Origin of the sequence: Marseilla massiliensis, assembly GCF_016899855.1 — a bacterium.
Classification (GTDB): Bacteria; Bacteroidota; Bacteroidia; order Bacteroidales; family Bacteroidaceae; genus Prevotella.
Genome location: NZ_JACJJG010000002.1, coordinates 31,026 through 47,453 on the forward strand (window position 1 = coordinate 31,026; position 16,428 = coordinate 47,453).

Here is a 16,428-nt window from a genome sequence, read left to right on the forward strand (position 1 = left end):
TCACGAGTGCCATTAATGTCCTCCGAAGCCTCCTCCGCGGGGTCCGCCATGTCCGAAACCATGCGGCCTGCCGCCTGAACGTTCTTCTCTGTTGCCTCTGTCTCCACGCCCAGGACGCGCAGAACTGCCTTTACCACCGAACAGATTAAGCCTGTACACTGCATGCAACATGGCATAGCTGTTAATGCTGTTATACCTTGTGTCGCTACGCTGCATTGCATTTATTGTACGGCTTAAGTTGCTCTGCTCATGCAGAATGTCATAAAACTGCAACGAAACAGTCAAAGCGTTTCCCTTGAGGAAACTTTGGCTTACCTGCAAGTTCCATATAAGCTCATTGGTATTCATCGAATTGTCGTTATAACCACGGCGGCTGTTCTGGTGTAAGTCTGTAGAAAGGCTCGTGCCCCACGGCAAGTACACATTCACGTAACCTCCGTAAGAAAACTGCCAAGTGTCAAGATTGCTGTTGCTTTGCAGCAGATTGCGTGTGTGGGTGTAGTCCAACGAACCGTCGAGCGACACTTCCAGCCAGCTGTTGCGGAAGCTCGCCGTAAGCTGTTCGCCTATTTGCATTGTCTTGGTGGTGTTCTTCTGCGAATCAGAGTTGCTGTCGAGCGCAAGGTATCCAACATAATTATTGTACCTCACAGTAGTGAATGTATTGACAGTCCAGTGGCCTATAGAGTCAAGAGCAGTATTGAACATGAATGCTCCCGACACGTTCCAGTTGCCGTTGATGTTCTCAGGACGAGTGGTACGACCGCCTGTCTGTTCGTCGTATGTCACCATATTGCTTATGCTGTTGCGCGTGTTGCTGTAATTAAGGTTGACCATTATGGCCCGCTGGTGCTCTTGTATGTAGTTGTTGTAGAACATGCGCAACGTATTGGTAAACGACGGTTTCAATCCGGGATTACCCATAGTAACGTTCAGCGGGTCGCTGTCGTCAACGATATCGAGCAAGTCCGACATCGAGGGCTGTGACGTAGTACCACGATAATTAATGCGCAGGTTGCTCAACTGGCTGAATCTGTACCGGAAATCAAGCGTTGGCGTAACATTGACAACATTCCTCACTGTGTCGGTGCTCACACCCTGGTAACGCTGAACGAAACGTGTACGCTGAGGCTGCACCAACACACCGATGTTGAAATTGTACTTCTCACGTATTAAGCGGAGCATTACCCGTATGTCGTGAATATAATTCTTGTACTCGGAAAAGCGGCTAAGGTCACTGTCAAGATATGTGTCCAAAGGGTTGTCAAGGCGCTCGAAATAATTGTCCCAGCCCCTGTAAACGTTCGGAATACCCGAGAAAAAATCCTCGCCGAGATTACTGAAATCAAACGTAGAGCGGTCGCTCTTGTTGTACTTGTAACTGAACTTATAGCTGAATTGAAGGAACGTGGCGCGGAAAATAGGCTCGCTGTAGTTGAACTGCAAGCTGTAATTAAGCGACTTGGTAGGAGTCAGGTTGTAACGGTTTGTCTGGTAGGTGGAGTCACGCCCTGTTTCGTCGAGAACTTGGTACAGATGTACGGCTGACGTGCTAAGGCTGCGTCCGTCATTCTCGTTGTAACTGACGTCAGCACGGGCCGTTACGTTACGTCCCTTGCTGTTCAGCTTGCGGTTGACCTGCAGCATCGCTCCTACCGACTTGCTGTCGGTATAACTGATGGATGTGTTGTTGCGTGTGTTGACCATTATGCCGTCATCTGCCATAGAACTTATGGCATCAGCGTCAAGAGGGTCATCAGTATATTGATAAGGGTCTTCGTTGTATGATGCGCTGGCGCCGGTCGAACGGCTGTCGCTCTCGGTATAGCTGAATGTCGGGCGGAACATTATGTTCGTCATAGTGTCCGGTTTCCATTCAAGACGTAACCGGGCGTCCCAGCCGTCAGAGCGCGTGTAACTCTGATTGAGGCTGTTGGAGAACGAACCGACGGTACTTACAAAATTCTCTGACGACTGCTCAGTACGCGTGTCGCTATTAGAGTGGTTCCATCGGACACTTCCGTCGAGTTTAAACTTGTCTCCCGTGTCAATATTAAAGTTCGCTCCGACCATTTTGGAGGTATTCAAGCCCTGCCGTCCGGCACCAAAACGTCCGCCGCCCCCGCCTCCGGGAAATCCACGGTCATTAACATTATTTGCGTTGCCAAGCAGCATTACACGAGTCTTATCATTGAACATTGCCCCCATGAGGCGCTCAGAATAACGGCTATGTGTGCCCACCGACACGTCTGCATTGCCGAACAAGCCCTTATTCATGCCCTTTTTTATCCCGAAATCGAGCACTGTCTGCTCCTCGCCGTCATCTATGCCGGTAACGCGGGCCAGGTCGCTCTTCTCGTCGTAGGCCTTGACTTTCTCGATGATTGACGTAGGCAGGTTCTTCATGGCGGTCTTCGTGTCGCCCGTCATAAACTCCTTGCCGTCGACAAGTATCTTCTTCACTTCCTTGCCGTTGATGGTTATCGTGCCGTCATCGCTTACCTGAGCGCCAGGCAAACGCTTGACCAGCTCCTCAACGACGGAGCCTTCAGGCGTGCGGTAGGCCGAGGCATTGTACACGAAGGTATCCTCCTTGACCGTCACGCGGGCGGCCTGACCAACCACGGTGGCACCCTTTAGCATGATAGCGTCGGCCCCGAACTCGATGTTGCCGAGCGCCAAAGTGCTCTTGCCGCTTACCTTTACGTTCTTCATCAGTGTGACATAGCCCACACTTGACACCTTTAATATATATTGTCCGGCCGCCGGAGCCTTGACGGCAAAGCGCCCGTTGTCGTCGCTGAGCACACCGGTTATATACGTTGAGTCAGCCTTGAGCAGCTGTACGGTTGCCAGCATTACCCCCTCACGGGTGTCGCGGTCTACGAGCGTGCCGGTTATTTTCAGTTCTTGTGCATACGCTAAGGTGATGGCAAATAGTGCCAACGATAGCAGAAAGAGTCTTTTCATTTATGTTTTTTATTGTTTTTGACGGAGGAAAAAGCTTACGGTTTAATCATACAAATATTAAAAAATCAAACTTTAGCGTGTTTTATCTACAAAAATAATTACTTTTGCAACCATTGAAAGATAAATTGCATATGGAACAGGGTATTGTTATAACCAAATGTCTAAAAGAGGACGTGGCCGCGGCAGTGGCTGCCCGTCCACACGACAGGACTTTCATAATAACCGACGACACTACACGACGCCTCTGCCTGCCGCTCATATCCGGAACGCGCGGCCTGGAGGGAGCTGACGTGATATCAATACACCCAGGCGATGCGCATAAGGACATAGAGTCGCTCACGCACGTATGGACTGAACTGGGACGGCTCGGTGCCACGCGCCACTCGTGCGTAATCAACTTGGGAGGTGGCATGGTAACCGACCTGGGGGGCTTTGCAGCCTCGACATTCAAGCGCGGAGTCGACTTCATCAACATACCAACGACGCTGCTGTCGATGGTCGACGCCTCGGTGGGCGGCAAGACGGGCATAAACTTCAACGGCCTAAAAAACGAGGTGGGAGTGTTTAACAACGCACGGCGGGTTATCATCGACACATCGTTCCTCAAGACTTCCGACCGCGAAAATCTGCTATCGGGATACGCCGAAATGCTGAAACACGGACTGCTGAACGGCGACCCGGCATGGGCCGTACTGCTGACCTACGACATAGAAAGTCCTGATCTTGAGCGCCTGAGCGCGCTCGTGGCCGACAGCATAGCCGTAAAAGAGCGCATAGTTAGCCTTGACCCGCACGAAGAAGGCCTGCGCAAGGCGCTTAACTTGGGACATACAATAGGCCACGCGTTCGAGTCGCATGCGCTGTCAGTCGGCCGCCCGATACTGCACGGATACGCCGTAGCGTACGGGCTGACATGTGAGCTGTACCTAAGCTGCGTGAAAACGGGGTTCCCGGAGGGCAAGCTGCGGCAAACGGCAACTTTCGTCCGTGAACATTACGGCACGCCGGCCGTATCGTGCAAGGACTACGACGCACTAATAGAGCTCATGCGACACGACAAGAAGAACACCGGCACGGACATCAACTTCACCCTGCTGGCCGACACGGGCGACATCCGCACCGACCGGACTGCCACCCCCGACGAAATCAAGGAGGCGCTCGACTTTATACGCGAGGGGCTCTGACGGCAAGTGGCACTTTGCGTGCGAATCACGGCAAAACGCCTACACATTGAAAAACGTTAACGCTGTAGAACGGGCGCGGCCAAAAATTTCCTTCCGACTGACCAAAATACGCCAATCCTGCGTGTGCAACCATAACTCGTTGAACTACTTATGGTTACGCACGCAGGATAGCTTTTGTGCAATGAAAAAACGGCCTTTTTCGCTCGGAAAAGGCATGTTTTACGTTGAGTACACTATGCTTTTTCATCGAGAAAACTATCTTCCTTCACCGAGAAAGCTATGTTCCCTCAATGAGAAAGCATAGTGTACTCAATTTAACAAATAATTCTTTATAAAGAGAAAGGCCGTTTTGCTAAGTCAACATAGCATTTCCACAAAATCCGTTTCCAGATTGCGAGAAAAGCGTGGAATTTTTATTTTGACATTATGCAACGCAATAACGCACAAAAGCGGCCATCTGTCAATACGAAAAAGCGTACGCCCGTCACCAGGCGTACGCTGTACCATCGAGAACCATCTACACATCCTTTCGCCACCAAATGCGCACTACCTTGCGGCGTATGGCAGCGAAATTAGCCAGCGACACCACAACGAATAGACACAGGCCTAACACTACGGACGGCCACATAGCGCCGAAATCGGCCTGCGGATAAAGCGCGGCGATAACGTCTGTATACTCACCGCGCGCCAAGGCTACAGCCAAGAGCGCAAGAACGAGCACCACGCCATTGAGCACCACGGTCAGCAGTACATATGGCATGGCCACACGCATAGGCGAATAGCCTATAAGTAGAAGATTCTCAAGTTTCGAACTATTCTTCTGCACCAGAAGATACACGCTCAGCATGAGTATGTAGAAGCTTAGCAGGCTTATCACCCCGCCTACGGCCATCACAACAGTGACGGCAAGACGCAGGAAATAAGCCGTCTTCTCGGCCTGCAGACGGTCTTGATCAACCTCGTAGCCCCGTGAAGAAAGATACTTGGCAATGTTGTCGGCTGTCGGGTTGCTAAGTTCGGCTACGAGCCGCGTCGGTGCCGGCGCACCGTCAGGAGAGTAGCGGTCATTGCTCCAGTCCATGAACGACTGCGGCACAAGTATAGTATTGAGCCTTCCAGAAAACCCTATGACACGTCCGCGGAAACCGTCGTGACGCCCGTTGCCGGTTATAAAGATGTCGAAGTCTATCATTCCGACAAGCCCCTCGCTTATCTTGGGCAACGAATGCATACGCGCGAAGCCGAAGTTATACATATTAATATACGACCGCGGCAATATCACGGGCACCTCCTTGCTGCCCGGAGAGTACTTCCAGTCGTCAAGCGGAACGTCGACAAAACTGTCGGGCACACTCTCGAGAAACAGCTCAGAAGAAAGTATCGGCTGGCCGTCAATGCCCATACGTGCGTCGACACGATAGCCCGTCGACGTAAAGGCCGCCACGCGTCCCGTAAAGCGGCGGGCCGCAAGATCGTCAATCTCGGCCTGCGTGAACGTTCCGCCGCGCCCCGACAGCGAACCGGCAGCGCCAACTTTCTTGTTGATTATTACATAACCTGATTTCATGAAGCTGTCCTGCGCGGTAAATACAGGCAGCACATCACGGTAAAGCTGGTAACCGAGTAATACGATGAGCATTCCGAACAGGTTCGCAAAGGCAAACCCCGCAAGCTGAGGCACACTGACATGCCTGCGCAACAATTTCCATACCAAAGTCATAAACAATACACTTTATCGTAATCAAGGTCAATGCGCCGCCCTATACTCGTAACTATCACGCCAGCGCCACGGCGTCGCGCCTCGTCGGTGAGTAGCTCTCCCATAAGGCGCGCGTTAGCATCGTCAAGATGACTGATAGGCTCATCGGCCAAAATGAAGTCGAAAGGTTGTGCCAGCGCACGCATCATCGCCACGCGTTGCTGCTGTCCGAACGACATGCGCCCCACGGGAGAATCAACCTTATCGGGTATTCTCAACATGTCGAACCAGCGCAGTATCTCCTCACGGTTCTTACAGCCCGTCAAACGGTTCTTAACCTCAACGTTCTCGTAAGCCGTCAGCTCGGGAAACAGGCGCAACTCCTGAAACAGGCACGCAACATGTCTGCGGCGTACCTCAGACCATTCTTCAACCTTCAATCCACGGGCCTCGCGTCCGTCAAAAAGCACCTGCCCCGTATAGTCACGGCGGTATCCCATCACGTAACTGCAAAAAGTACTTTTGCCGCGACCGCTATCCGCCTCGACAAGATACAGCCGTCCTTTCTCAAACAAGGCGTCGCCCCGCCATACGTCAGACTTTATGCCGTCGTTACAAGAGAAGATATCGGGCAAAACCCCCTTGAATTCTATCCTTTTCATAACAACTACTCCATAATAAAAATAATGGTCTGGACTCCACCTGCAAGCGCCTTAAGATAACTGCCGGCAGGTCCAACAATGGCCGACAGGGCACTGACATTGGCCACTACAGCCATCCGGCGCCCCATGACAAGACTGTCGGCAGCCGACGGCAACGACCATCCAGACTGCACGGACGACAACCTGTCAACACCGGGAAACGTGCTTGCGTAAAACCTTTGATTATCCTTTACGCCGAACGTAAAATCCATATCGCCGCCGGAATACCGGTACGCGCCGTCGTCCAAGTCAGATATGCTCGTACCGGCAGGACATGATTGCTTCCAATAATCTATGTCTTCCATAAACGCCGTGCTACCCAGTTTTGCCAACATAAGCAGTCCAATATTGCTTCCACCGGTATTTTCGACTATCATAGCCATGTCGCCGTCAACACTCTTTATTATGTTGTCCATGTCAACGGCCATGTTCATACCCGCAAGCAAAGCCTGGAATGTCTTGTCAGAATGCAGCAGACGGATGAAATGACCGCCTTCCACGTTGGCAAAAACACCAATAGCCGACGAAGGGGACATACTGTTCAGGTAATCACCCGCTATCGGGCGGAACACTTCACGTGAACGTCTCAATTCCGCATCAACCCTCTTGTCAGGCGAAAACGTCGTGCCACGTATCACAATACATCCCTTCACGCCTGACGAAAGTCCTGCAGCCAACATCACTTTAGATCCATCAACGTCCTTGGGAGCGCCGAGCATGAACGGAGCGACGAATTTCTCGGGCAAAGCGGAGACCTGTACAACCAATGCCACAGGCGCCTGTATGCTGTCAAGATAAGCCATCATTGGAGAAGCTTGAATACCCTCGTCCTCATTCTGGGCAAGATATTGGGCCACTTGACGACGCACCACAGCTTGAGCGGAAGGAAGAACGGGACCTAATACTACCAACGCTTCGGAAGAGTAGCCTGCAACCCATGAATCCTTCAAGACCGTAAAGCTATATCCACCATAGTCCTTTACTTCACTACAAAAACCTTTCTTTACCTGCAATGACAACCAGTCCGTAAGATCACCGCTGCTTTTTACCTTTGCCGCAAAACCAATATTGCCGTCAGCGGTCTCAAACATATATATCCTTGACGCAACGTCTATTCCGCAATCAGATATATTATCCACACCCAAAAAACTTGTTATTACAGCCTGTGCGGAGGCACTACCTTCTTTCTCGGCATACTTCTGCACGTCAATGGAAACCAAGGCCGTGCTGTTTCCTGGTATTGCGTTCAAGTAATCGTCACCCGAACAAGAAGTGAACAAGGCAAAAAGCGGCATAAATAAAATGCTCGCCGCTATCAGCTTAAAATAATTCCTTTTCATTTAAATACATATAATCCCGGCGGGTACTCCACCACGAAAAATTACTAACGTGAATTTCAGCCATGCGTACACACATCACTTGCGTAACGCCAGCTGTGCCATCATCGTTGCCGAAAGGGCGGCCGTCTCGGTACGCAGGCGACTGTTACCCAACGAAACAGACTCATAGCCGTTATCAATAGCCATCTTTACCTCTTCAACAGAGAAATCGCCCTCCGGGCCAATGAGAACTGTCACATCTTCAGGAGCGGCAGATGACGACATGGAATATACTTCCGTGAAGAAATCCTTGCGTTCAATCTCCTCGTAACAATGCGCTATAAACTTACGGCCCGGTCGCTTGGCCATGACAAAATCCTTGAATGACAGCATTGCGTTCAATCTTGGTTTCCACGGCTTATGGCTTTGCTTAACCGCCGCTACAACAATCTTGTCAAGGCGAACTGTACGCATAACCTTACGCTCTGAAAACTTGCAGTTTAGAAAAGTTACCTCATCTATGCCTATTTCTGTAGCCTTTTCGCAAAACCATTCTATGCGGTCCATCATCTTTGTGGGTGCTATCGCTATATGTATATTGCCCTTCCAGCCTTTTTCTTGCGGCAACACCTCCTTTATCTCATACATACAACGCTTTGTCGCGGCGATTGTTACGACTGCACGGTAGAAGTTTCCCTCACCGTCCATAAGGAACATTTCGTCACCGCTCTTAAGCCTAAGTACACGCAAAGCATGTAGAGCTTCATCCATTGGCATTTCCGTCAGGGTTGCTGCAGAGGGTACATAAAAAAATCTTACTTCCTTCATAGTAGAAATTTACTAGTTAATTGGTTTCTCACCATTTTTGTTTCTTCGTTTCTTTTCGTCTAGCAGATGTGATGCGAGCTCATAATTCTCGTCAGCTATAGCTTTGTCCAACGCGGCTTGCAACATTTCGTCGCTTATTGTATTGACCGGAAGCGATACACCTCTTGAATTCTCACGATAAGCTACGGACTGCCTCCTCATCAGGCCGGACTCGATATACAGCGGTATATCTCCCACTAATGATAAAAGAACTGCATCTGATGCCCGAATCAACATAGGCGTCAAAGTTGTCCTGTTATATAATAACGTACGGTACTGCCCATCTATTATATCGTCAATAAGCAATTCGAAATCGGAATCAGCATAACTACTAAGCAGTTTGCTCATCACTTCCGGGAGCATAATCCTTGTAATAGGTAACTTCTTGACACGCAATTCTATCTGCACAGCCATAGCCTTGTCACACACAATGGTTATCTGCCGTTCCTTTGATTCATCCGTCAATATAAGCAATCCAAGGTCATCTGTTCCGACAATCTCTGACACTCCCTTGAAAAAAAGTCGTTCCTTTGTCATAAAAAACCTCCGCATCAATACTTGACATGCTCCTTCTTGGGTCTGAAAACGACGGCAAATACAAGACCTATCAACAACGCATAACCAGCAAAGATAAACCAACACGTCTGCCAATCACCAACAGTATAAAAGTCGTCACCGACCTGCTCACTCATCGTATATGCATTAATAACGGCCTGTGCCCCCAAAGTTCCAATTGTTGCCCCTATTCCATTTGTCATGAGCATAAACAAACCTTGTGCACTGGAACGTATTGAAGGGTCTGTACTTTTATCAACATATAACGAACCGCTTATATTAAAGAAATCAAAAGCGACACCGTAAACAAGCATTGAAAGAATAAACATCCATACACCGCTGCCAGGATTGCCAAGTCCGAAAAGGCCAAATCTCAATACCCACGCAAACATAGCTATCAACATAACATTCTTAATACCGTAACGCTTCATAAAGAAAGGTATCAATAAAATACAACATGTCTCACTTATTTGCGACAAAGATATAAGAATATTAGCATGCTGTACTCCAAAAGTATCACTAAACTCAGGCAAAGCAGCAAAACTACTTATGAAAGGATTAGCAAAGCCATTGGTAATTTGAAGACTTACGCCCAGCAACATAGAGAATATAAAAAATATAGCCATATCCTTACGCTTGAACAACGTAAAAGCCTTAAGACCTAAAGCATCAACTACACTCTTCTTTTCACCAGACGCCGCTACCGGACAAGAAGGTAATGTAAACGTGTATAAAAACAATATTACCCCCAATATTCCGGATACAACAAACTGGTTTTGATTGGCTTGAAATCCCATAAGGTCAACAAGCCACATCGAACAAATAAAACCTATTGTACCGAACACACGTATCGGAGGAAAATCCTTTACCGTATCAAGCCCCGCCTGTGTCAATGCGTTATATGCAACCGAATTACTCAATGCCAAGGTTGGCATGTAAAAAGCAACAGAAAAGGAATACAATATAAAAAGAATGGAGAAATCGGAATCAATACCAAATGAAAGACCATACAATGCAGCAAAAATCATGAACAGCCCCGCTATAAGATGACAAAGGCCCAATAAACGCTGTGCCTGAACCCATCTGTCCGCTATTATTCCCATCAACGCAGGCATGAAAATAGACACAATACCCTGCATTGAATAAAACCAACCAATATCTGAGCCCAATCCTATATTTCCGAGATAGCGGCCCATTGAAGTCAAATAAGCGCCCCAAACCGCATACTCAAGAAAGTTCATGAGCGCTAAGCGAACTTTAAGATACATAATTCCGATACTTTTAATCTTCAAAACGGCATGAAGCTACATACCGCCTATCTTTATGCAAAGATAACTCAAAAAAAAGTACCGTCAAAAAAAATAACATTATTTTATAAAGAGAGCCAAGCTTACTCTCGCATTTTCCTCAATATATCGCTTATTTCTTCAAACTTGCGCCCCATATTAAGTTTCAGGTATATATTATAGAGTGAAGGAGCCCATCGTTCTTTATCGTCAGGCTCACATTCACGGTATTTTTCCATATAAGGCAATGCTTTCCTGTAATAACCAAGTATCTTTTTTCGATCAGTGCGCTTTGATTTTACATCTTTCTCAAGAGCCAAAGCCAGATTCAGATACGAAACTCCGGCATTAAGATAAACATCAGGCAAAGTGTCATTACGCGCCAAAAGCGTATCACTTATTGCTATACAACCAGCATAATCACCAATATTGAGCAATATATTACTTTTCGCGAATAAAAACAATGCGTTCAGACTGTCGCTCTTAAGTGCCTCGTCAGCTATGCTCATTGCCGTATCAAGCTGATTGACGGCGTTATAATAATCCATCAAACGCTTAAAAAAGAATTTAGACTTTTTATTCTCATCAAAACCACGGCGCAATGTCTCAACGTATTTCAATGTGTCCCCTTGCCACAAATAAGCAGACGACATATAAGCCAAGGTGCGGCGCCTGAATTTCTTTTCCTGTAATGCTATTGACGAGTATTTGAGTGTACTGTCCGGACTATTTAGCTTATATCCACAAAACACCGTCCAAAAAGCAGCTGGCACATATAACGGATCTTCATCCGCAGAATACTCAGCGAACAAAGGCTGCCGGCGGCAATCCATATAAGTATCCATCATTGCGAATGTCCTGACATAATCCTTCTTATGAAGAAAATACACTCCACCATTATAAAGATTACGACGATACTTGTTTAAATATTCAGCATTTTTCTCACGATACTTCAGCTTTACACGGCCTTTCCTGTCAGGCAACATCTCTATGCTGTCAAGACTTTCATATGCAAGGAACATACGTCTGGCCGTATCAAAAAACGCGGCTGTATCATAGCCTTCTTTCAAATACAACTTTTCGTTAGCCTCCTCGTACTGTGCACGTACAGCCTCGGCAAGCGTTAAATATATCTTCACATTGCGTCTATTTGCCGAATCCGCAAGCAAGCCACGCATTGATGCCTCAGCCTGACTGAGATTGCTGCGGCTCTTAATATTCGAACGTGCCTCACTTATCTCTTTTTTCTGTGCATACGCGGAAGAAAGTGACAATATTGCTAAAAACAATAACAATAAACGCATTGTAAAAGACAAATTAGAAATCAAACAATAACCGTGGGAGTGTCAAGACAAAACCATGGCATGAGCACGATAAAAAACACGGCCGTCACGTCACATCAGCATGTACCGTAAAAACAATTCTAAACCGTACTGCCAATTTTGTCTTGGCACACCCACTTTATAACCGTTAATGGATTATTACTACTTTGTTAAGGCTTCTGCCTCTTTCGTCTTCGCATCGTCCGGACCCAAAGCCCTGTAACAGCAAGTGTAAAGAGAGTATGCCCAGAAGCTCTTGAACTGCATTGTCTTATCCAAATCCTTGGCTTTCTCAAGATAACCAATGGCCTGTTCATATATGCCGACAATCTCTTTTTCTGCGTCAGGAGTCAATGTCTTGCCATTAGCCAAAGCCTTTTCCGCAGTCTCCTGTGCCTTATACATATAGCAGTTGCCGACAGAAGCCAAAATCGCAACGTTGTCCGGCTGAGCAGTGGCGGCCTTGTTGAATGACGAAATAGCGTCGTCCCACTTGCTGTCACTCATGTATGCCTGTCCTTGCATTGCCAATGCCGTGAAGTTATTGGGGTCTTTAGCAAGCTTTGCCTGCACAATCTCGTTAAGGCCTGCTTTGTCGCTTATTGAAATAAGCATTGAGCAGATAGTACTGAACACCACGTCATTATTCTCGTCCTTTGCATAAATATCTTTCAACTTAGCGACATAATTGAGAGTATCCTCATGTGTCTTCAGCTGGTTCTGCATAATGGCAAGCTTCAACTGAAGCGCATCTTTTGACATTGCAGTATCCTGCATAGCAACGTCCGCATATTTTTCAGCTTTCGCATAGTCCTTTGCGAAATAAGCGTCACGGGCTGCATAATATGCCATCTGCGTCAGATATGGGTCCTTGCTCTTGTCCTGCTCCTTAAAGAGAGGGTAATCAGCGCTCTCAACATAAGTTGCGAGGTACTTGTATGACAACTCTGGATTTGACGTCTGGTAATAGATACCTGCGTTAACCAAATGGAAACGGATGGGATACAAGCGGTCGCCATTCGACTTATGGAACTTTGGCTTAACCTTTCCTTTCTCATTTGGCTGCATGTCAAACTCGTCGCAAGCCACACCGTTCTCCAATGCCTGCATCACGGCGTCATACAGACCGACGGTATCATATGGCTCGACTTTTGTCTTCAACTGCTCTGCCATCTGGTTACTGGTTATCGTACCCTGTTCCTTGGCAACCTTATCCAGGGCCAGATCAACCAAGGCATTATAACACTTTGCCTTCTCTTCGGCCGACAGGCTGCCGAGATTTGCCTGCAAGAGATTATAAGCCTCCTTATAATCCTTGATCTTAGAAATTTGCTTATACACATCCTGTGCAAAAGCAGACGCGCTGAACACTGCAGCAAGCGCCAACATGGTTAATTTTTTCATAATCAATGTATATTAAATTAAAACCTAAATATTCTCTTCTTCGGTCAACCCTCCGGTGTTGTCGGTCATGTCACTGTCATTTGTCGACAAGTCCGTAGTATCATCCACGGTTGCCTCGCCGTCAGTTTCCCAATCCTTGCGGCTCTCAGCCTCGGCCACAGCCTCAAGGTCAGAACCCATCACCTTGCAAACACTCGAGATTACATCGTTCTTCTTTGTCAGGTTTATCAGCCTTACGCCCTGCGTGGCGCGCCCCATGACACGGCAGTCGGAAACTTTCAAGCGTATGAGTATTCCGCTCTTATTAATAATCATGAGATCGTTTTCGTCGGTTACTACCTTTATGGCAACAAGCCGTCCGGTCTTGTCGGTTATATTGAGCGTCTTGACGCCCTTACCGCCCCTGTTCGTCATACGGTAGTCCTCTACTTGGCTGCGCTTGCCGTAGCCGTTCTCGCTGACCACCATTATAGTCTCGACATCGGGTCTGTTAACCACAACCATGCCTACTACTTCGTCGTCGCCGTCGTCGAGCTTCATGCCACGGACGCCCGTAGACACTCGTCCCATGGCACGCACCGTGTTCTCGTTAAACCTCACGGCACGTCCGTTACGGTCAGCCATGAGCAGTTCGTTGCGTCCGTTGGTGAGACGCACACCTACCACCTCGTCACCCTCGAGCACGTTGATGGCGATAACGCCGTTGGCGCGCGGACGGCTGTATGCCTCGAGGCTGGTTTTCTTGATGAGTCCGCGCTTGGTGGCGAAGACTACGTAGTGGCTGTTGATAAATTCCTCATCGTCAAGACTGCCGCGCAGGCGGAGGAAAGCCTTGATACTATCGTCACTCTCAATGTTAAGCAGATTCTGTATGGCGCGCCCTTTCGAGTTCTTCGCGCCCTCGGGTATCTCGTAGCACTTCAGCCAGTAGCAGCGGCCCTTCTGCGTGAAGAACATCATGGTGTTGTGCATGGTGGCCGGGTAGATGTACTCGGTGAAGTCGTTGTCACGGCTGTGCGCCCCCTTGCTGCCCACTCCGCCGCGGGCTTGCTCGCGGAATTCGGACAGTGGCGTACGCTTGATGTATCCGAGATGGCTTATAGTTATGACTACGGGGTCGTTTGGATAGAAGTCCTCGGGGTTGAATTCCTCGCTCGAGTACTTGATTTCCGTACGCCGCTCGTCGCCGTATTTTTCCTTGACGGCTTGCAGTTCGTCCTTCATGACCTTCTTGCACAGCTCGGGGTCGTCGAGTATCGACTGCAGGTAGGCAATGCGCCGCTCTATCTCCTCGTACTCTGCGCGGAGCTGCTCCATGCGCAGGCCCGTGAGCTGGCTAAGACGCATGTCGACGATGGCCTTGGACTGCACCTCGTCGAAGCCGAATCGGCTCTCAAGGTTGCGCTGTGCGTCGGACGGCGTCTTCGAGGCCCGTATTATGTGCACTACCTCGTCAATGTTGTCGCAGGCCGTTATGAGGGCCTGAAGTATGTGCTCGCGCTCTCGTGCCTTGCGCAGTTCGTAGCGTGTGCGGCGTATAGTTATGTCGTGCCTGTGGTCAACGAAGTAGCGCACGCAGTCCTTCAACGTGAGCAAGCGTGGGCGTCCCTTCACCAAGGCGATGCAGTTGACCGAGAACGAGCTTTGCAGCGCCGTCATCTTGAACAGCTTGTTCAGTATGACATTGGCGTTGGCGTCCTTCTTAACGTCTATTACTATCCGCATGCCGTGGTAGTCAGACTCGTCGTTGACATTGCTTATTCCGTCGAGCCGCCCCTCCTTCACCAGGTCGGCGATATACTCTATGAGCTGCGCCTTGTTGACACCGTAGGGTATCTCGGTGACGACAATCTTGTCGTGCGCCTCGCCGCTCTCTATTTCGGCCTTGGCGCGCATTACTATGCGCCCGCGCCCCGTCTCGTAGGCGTCGCGCACTCCCTGTATGCCGTAGATATATGCCCCGGTGGGGAAGTCGGGCGCCTTGATGTACTGCATCAGTCCGTCGGTGTCGATGTCGGGATTGTCTATGTAGGCGCAGCAGCCGTCTATCACCTCGCCGAGGTTGTGCGTAGGTATGTTGGTGGCCATGCCCACGGCTATTCCGTTGCCGCCGTTGACGAGCAGGTTGGGTATCTTCGTCGGCATGACGGTAGGCTCCTGCAGGGAGTCATCAAAGTTGTTGGTCATGTCGACGGTGTCCTTGTCGAGGTCGTCCATGATGTGCTCGCCCATCTTCGACAGGCGGCACTCGGTGTATCGCATGGCCGCCGGCGAGTCGCCGTCAATGCTGCCGAAGTTACCCTGGCCGTCAACGAGCGTGTAGCGCATGTTCCAGTCCTGCGCCATACGCACCAGCGCTCCGTAGACTGAGCTGTCGCCGTGAGGGTGGTACTTACCGAGCACCTCACCTACCACGCGGGCGCATTTCTTGTATGGCTTGTCGCTCGTGTTGCCTATGCCCAGCATGCCGTAGAGAATGCGGCGATGTACGGGCTTGAAGCCGTCACGCACGTCGGGCAGCGCACGGGCCACAATCACCGACATTGAGTAGTCGATGTACGACGAGCGCATCTCGTCCTCGATGTTAATCTTGATTATCCTGTCCTGGTCGAACGTGTTGTTGTTATTGTCCATTTATCAGTTAGTTAAAATTCTCGATAAACGCCGCCTGAGGCCATTTGCTTGCGCTCTGCGGCGTTCTTGGTTGTTTTCAGCGTGCTAAATTACTGCTTTTCCTCGAATTACGAAAGGCTTTTCACGCAAAAAAAGCAAAACACGGGCATATTCGTTCTCCCCTCCTCCACGCTTCTCGCATGACCGTAATAAAGATAAGGATACAGGTACAGCTTGTCGTAACATGACGAAAGGATCCTACTAAAGGTACGTGCGCACGTTATTTTAGTAATTATACATCTGGATTAGAAAATTTAACATATCACATAGATCATGTCTTCAGAAACAGGGCATTTTGATTCTTAAAAAGTAATATAGTCGCACAGATATAAAACACGCTTTCTTAATGAGTAAAAATACTTTCTTAAGGCACAAAATATCAATTTTCATTTACACAAATACACTTTATTTAATGTTAATGTAAATAAAATAAGAAAAAATGTTCTTT

General features: G+C 48.7%; 11 protein-coding genes. 1 reads left to right on the plus strand and 10 read right to left on the minus strand.

Annotated features, from left to right (window positions below; genetic code table 11):
- Positions 1-12: 12 nt before the first annotated feature.
- The gene (locus tag H6A34_RS00910; RefSeq protein WP_205102884.1) at positions 13-2,970 is read right to left on the minus strand and encodes an outer membrane beta-barrel protein; all 2,958 of its coding nucleotides are present in this window, start codon (positions 2,968-2,970) and stop codon (positions 13-15) included.
- A gap of 131 nt (positions 2,971-3,101) precedes the next feature.
- Here H6A34_RS00910 and aroB point away from each other — a divergent pair, with 131 nt between their 5' ends.
- Positions 3,102-4,154 (plus strand): 3-dehydroquinate synthase, encoded by a 1,053-nt coding sequence (gene aroB / locus H6A34_RS00915; protein ID WP_205102885.1) that lies wholly within the window; start codon positions 3,102-3,104, stop codon positions 4,152-4,154.
- 517 nt (positions 4,155-4,671) lie between these two features.
- Here aroB and H6A34_RS00920 read toward each other — a convergent pair.
- From H6A34_RS00920 to gyrA, 9 genes are all read right to left on the minus strand, one after another.
- Positions 4,672-5,874 carry an ABC transporter permease gene (locus tag H6A34_RS00920; RefSeq protein ID WP_205102886.1) on the minus strand — a complete coding sequence of 401 codons (1,203 nt, stop codon included), beginning with the start codon at positions 5,872-5,874 and terminating at the stop codon, positions 4,672-4,674.
- On the minus strand, positions 5,871-6,515 hold the full coding sequence (locus tag H6A34_RS00925) for an ATP-binding cassette domain-containing protein (protein ID WP_205102887.1): 645 nt from the start codon (positions 6,513-6,515) through the stop codon (positions 5,871-5,873). The genes H6A34_RS00920 and H6A34_RS00925 overlap by 4 nt, the downstream gene beginning before the upstream one ends.
- A 5-nt stretch (positions 6,516-6,520) precedes the next feature.
- Positions 6,521-7,894: a DUF4836 family protein gene (locus H6A34_RS00930; RefSeq protein WP_205102888.1), complete on the minus strand. Its 1,374-nt coding sequence runs from the start codon at positions 7,892-7,894 to the stop codon at positions 6,521-6,523.
- 75 nt (positions 7,895-7,969) lie between these two features.
- Positions 7,970-8,701, minus strand: a complete 732-nt coding sequence (locus tag H6A34_RS00935) for a 16S rRNA (uracil(1498)-N(3))-methyltransferase (RefSeq protein ID WP_021948878.1) — start codon at positions 8,699-8,701, stop codon at positions 7,970-7,972.
- 12 nt (positions 8,702-8,713) lie between these two features.
- Positions 8,714-9,277, minus strand: coding sequence for a bifunctional nuclease domain-containing protein (locus tag H6A34_RS00940; protein ID WP_205102889.1), 564 nt, complete (start codon positions 9,275-9,277; stop codon positions 8,714-8,716).
- A 14-nt stretch (positions 9,278-9,291) separates the two neighbouring features.
- Entirely contained in the window at positions 9,292-10,563 is a 1,272-nt protein-coding gene (locus H6A34_RS00945; RefSeq protein WP_205102890.1) for a nucleoside permease, read from the minus strand.
- A gap of 122 nt (positions 10,564-10,685) precedes the next feature.
- On the minus strand, positions 10,686-11,909 hold the full coding sequence (locus H6A34_RS00950; RefSeq protein ID WP_205102892.1) for a tetratricopeptide repeat protein: 1,224 nt from the start codon (positions 11,907-11,909) through the stop codon (positions 10,686-10,688).
- A 156-nt stretch (positions 11,910-12,065) separates the two neighbouring features.
- Positions 12,066-13,307: a tetratricopeptide repeat protein gene (locus tag H6A34_RS00955; RefSeq protein ID WP_239480710.1), complete on the minus strand. Its 1,242-nt coding sequence runs from the start codon at positions 13,305-13,307 to the stop codon at positions 12,066-12,068.
- A 24-nt stretch (positions 13,308-13,331) separates the two neighbouring features.
- The gene (gyrA, locus tag H6A34_RS00960) at positions 13,332-15,941 is read right to left on the minus strand and encodes a DNA gyrase subunit A (RefSeq protein WP_205102896.1); all 2,610 of its coding nucleotides are present in this window, start codon (positions 15,939-15,941) and stop codon (positions 13,332-13,334) included.
- Between the last annotated feature and the right edge of the window lie 487 nt (positions 15,942-16,428).

Bases quoted from the DNA above. Each gene is read 5' to 3' on its own strand.
- H6A34_RS00910 (WP_205102884.1), bottom strand. From the start codon at position 2,970: ATGAAAAGACTCTTTCTGCTATCGTTGGCACTATTTGCCATCACCTTA.
- H6A34_RS00955 (WP_239480710.1), bottom strand. From the start codon at position 13,307: ATGAAAAAATTAACCATGTTGGCGCTTGCTGCAGTGTTCAGCGCGTCT.
- H6A34_RS00940 (WP_205102889.1), bottom strand. From the start codon at position 9,277: ATGACAAAGGAACGACTTTTTTTCAAGGGAGTGTCAGAGATTGTCGGA.
- H6A34_RS00920 (WP_205102886.1), bottom strand. From the start codon at position 5,874: ATGACTTTGGTATGGAAATTGTTGCGCAGGCATGTCAGTGTGCCTCAG.
- aroB (WP_205102885.1), top strand. From the start codon at position 3,102: ATGGAACAGGGTATTGTTATAACCAAATGTCTAAAAGAGGACGTGGCC.
- H6A34_RS00935 (WP_021948878.1), bottom strand. From the start codon at position 8,701: ATGAAGGAAGTAAGATTTTTTTATGTACCCTCTGCAGCAACCCTGACG.
- H6A34_RS00930 (WP_205102888.1), bottom strand. From the start codon at position 7,894: ATGAAAAGGAATTATTTTAAGCTGATAGCGGCGAGCATTTTATTTATG.
- gyrA (WP_205102896.1), bottom strand. From the start codon at position 15,941: ATGGACAATAACAACAACACGTTCGACCAGGACAGGATAATCAAGATT.
- H6A34_RS00925 (WP_205102887.1), bottom strand. From the start codon at position 6,515: ATGAAAAGGATAGAATTCAAGGGGGTTTTGCCCGATATCTTCTCTTGT.
- H6A34_RS00945 (WP_205102890.1), bottom strand. From the start codon at position 10,563: ATGTATCTTAAAGTTCGCTTAGCGCTCATGAACTTTCTTGAGTATGCG.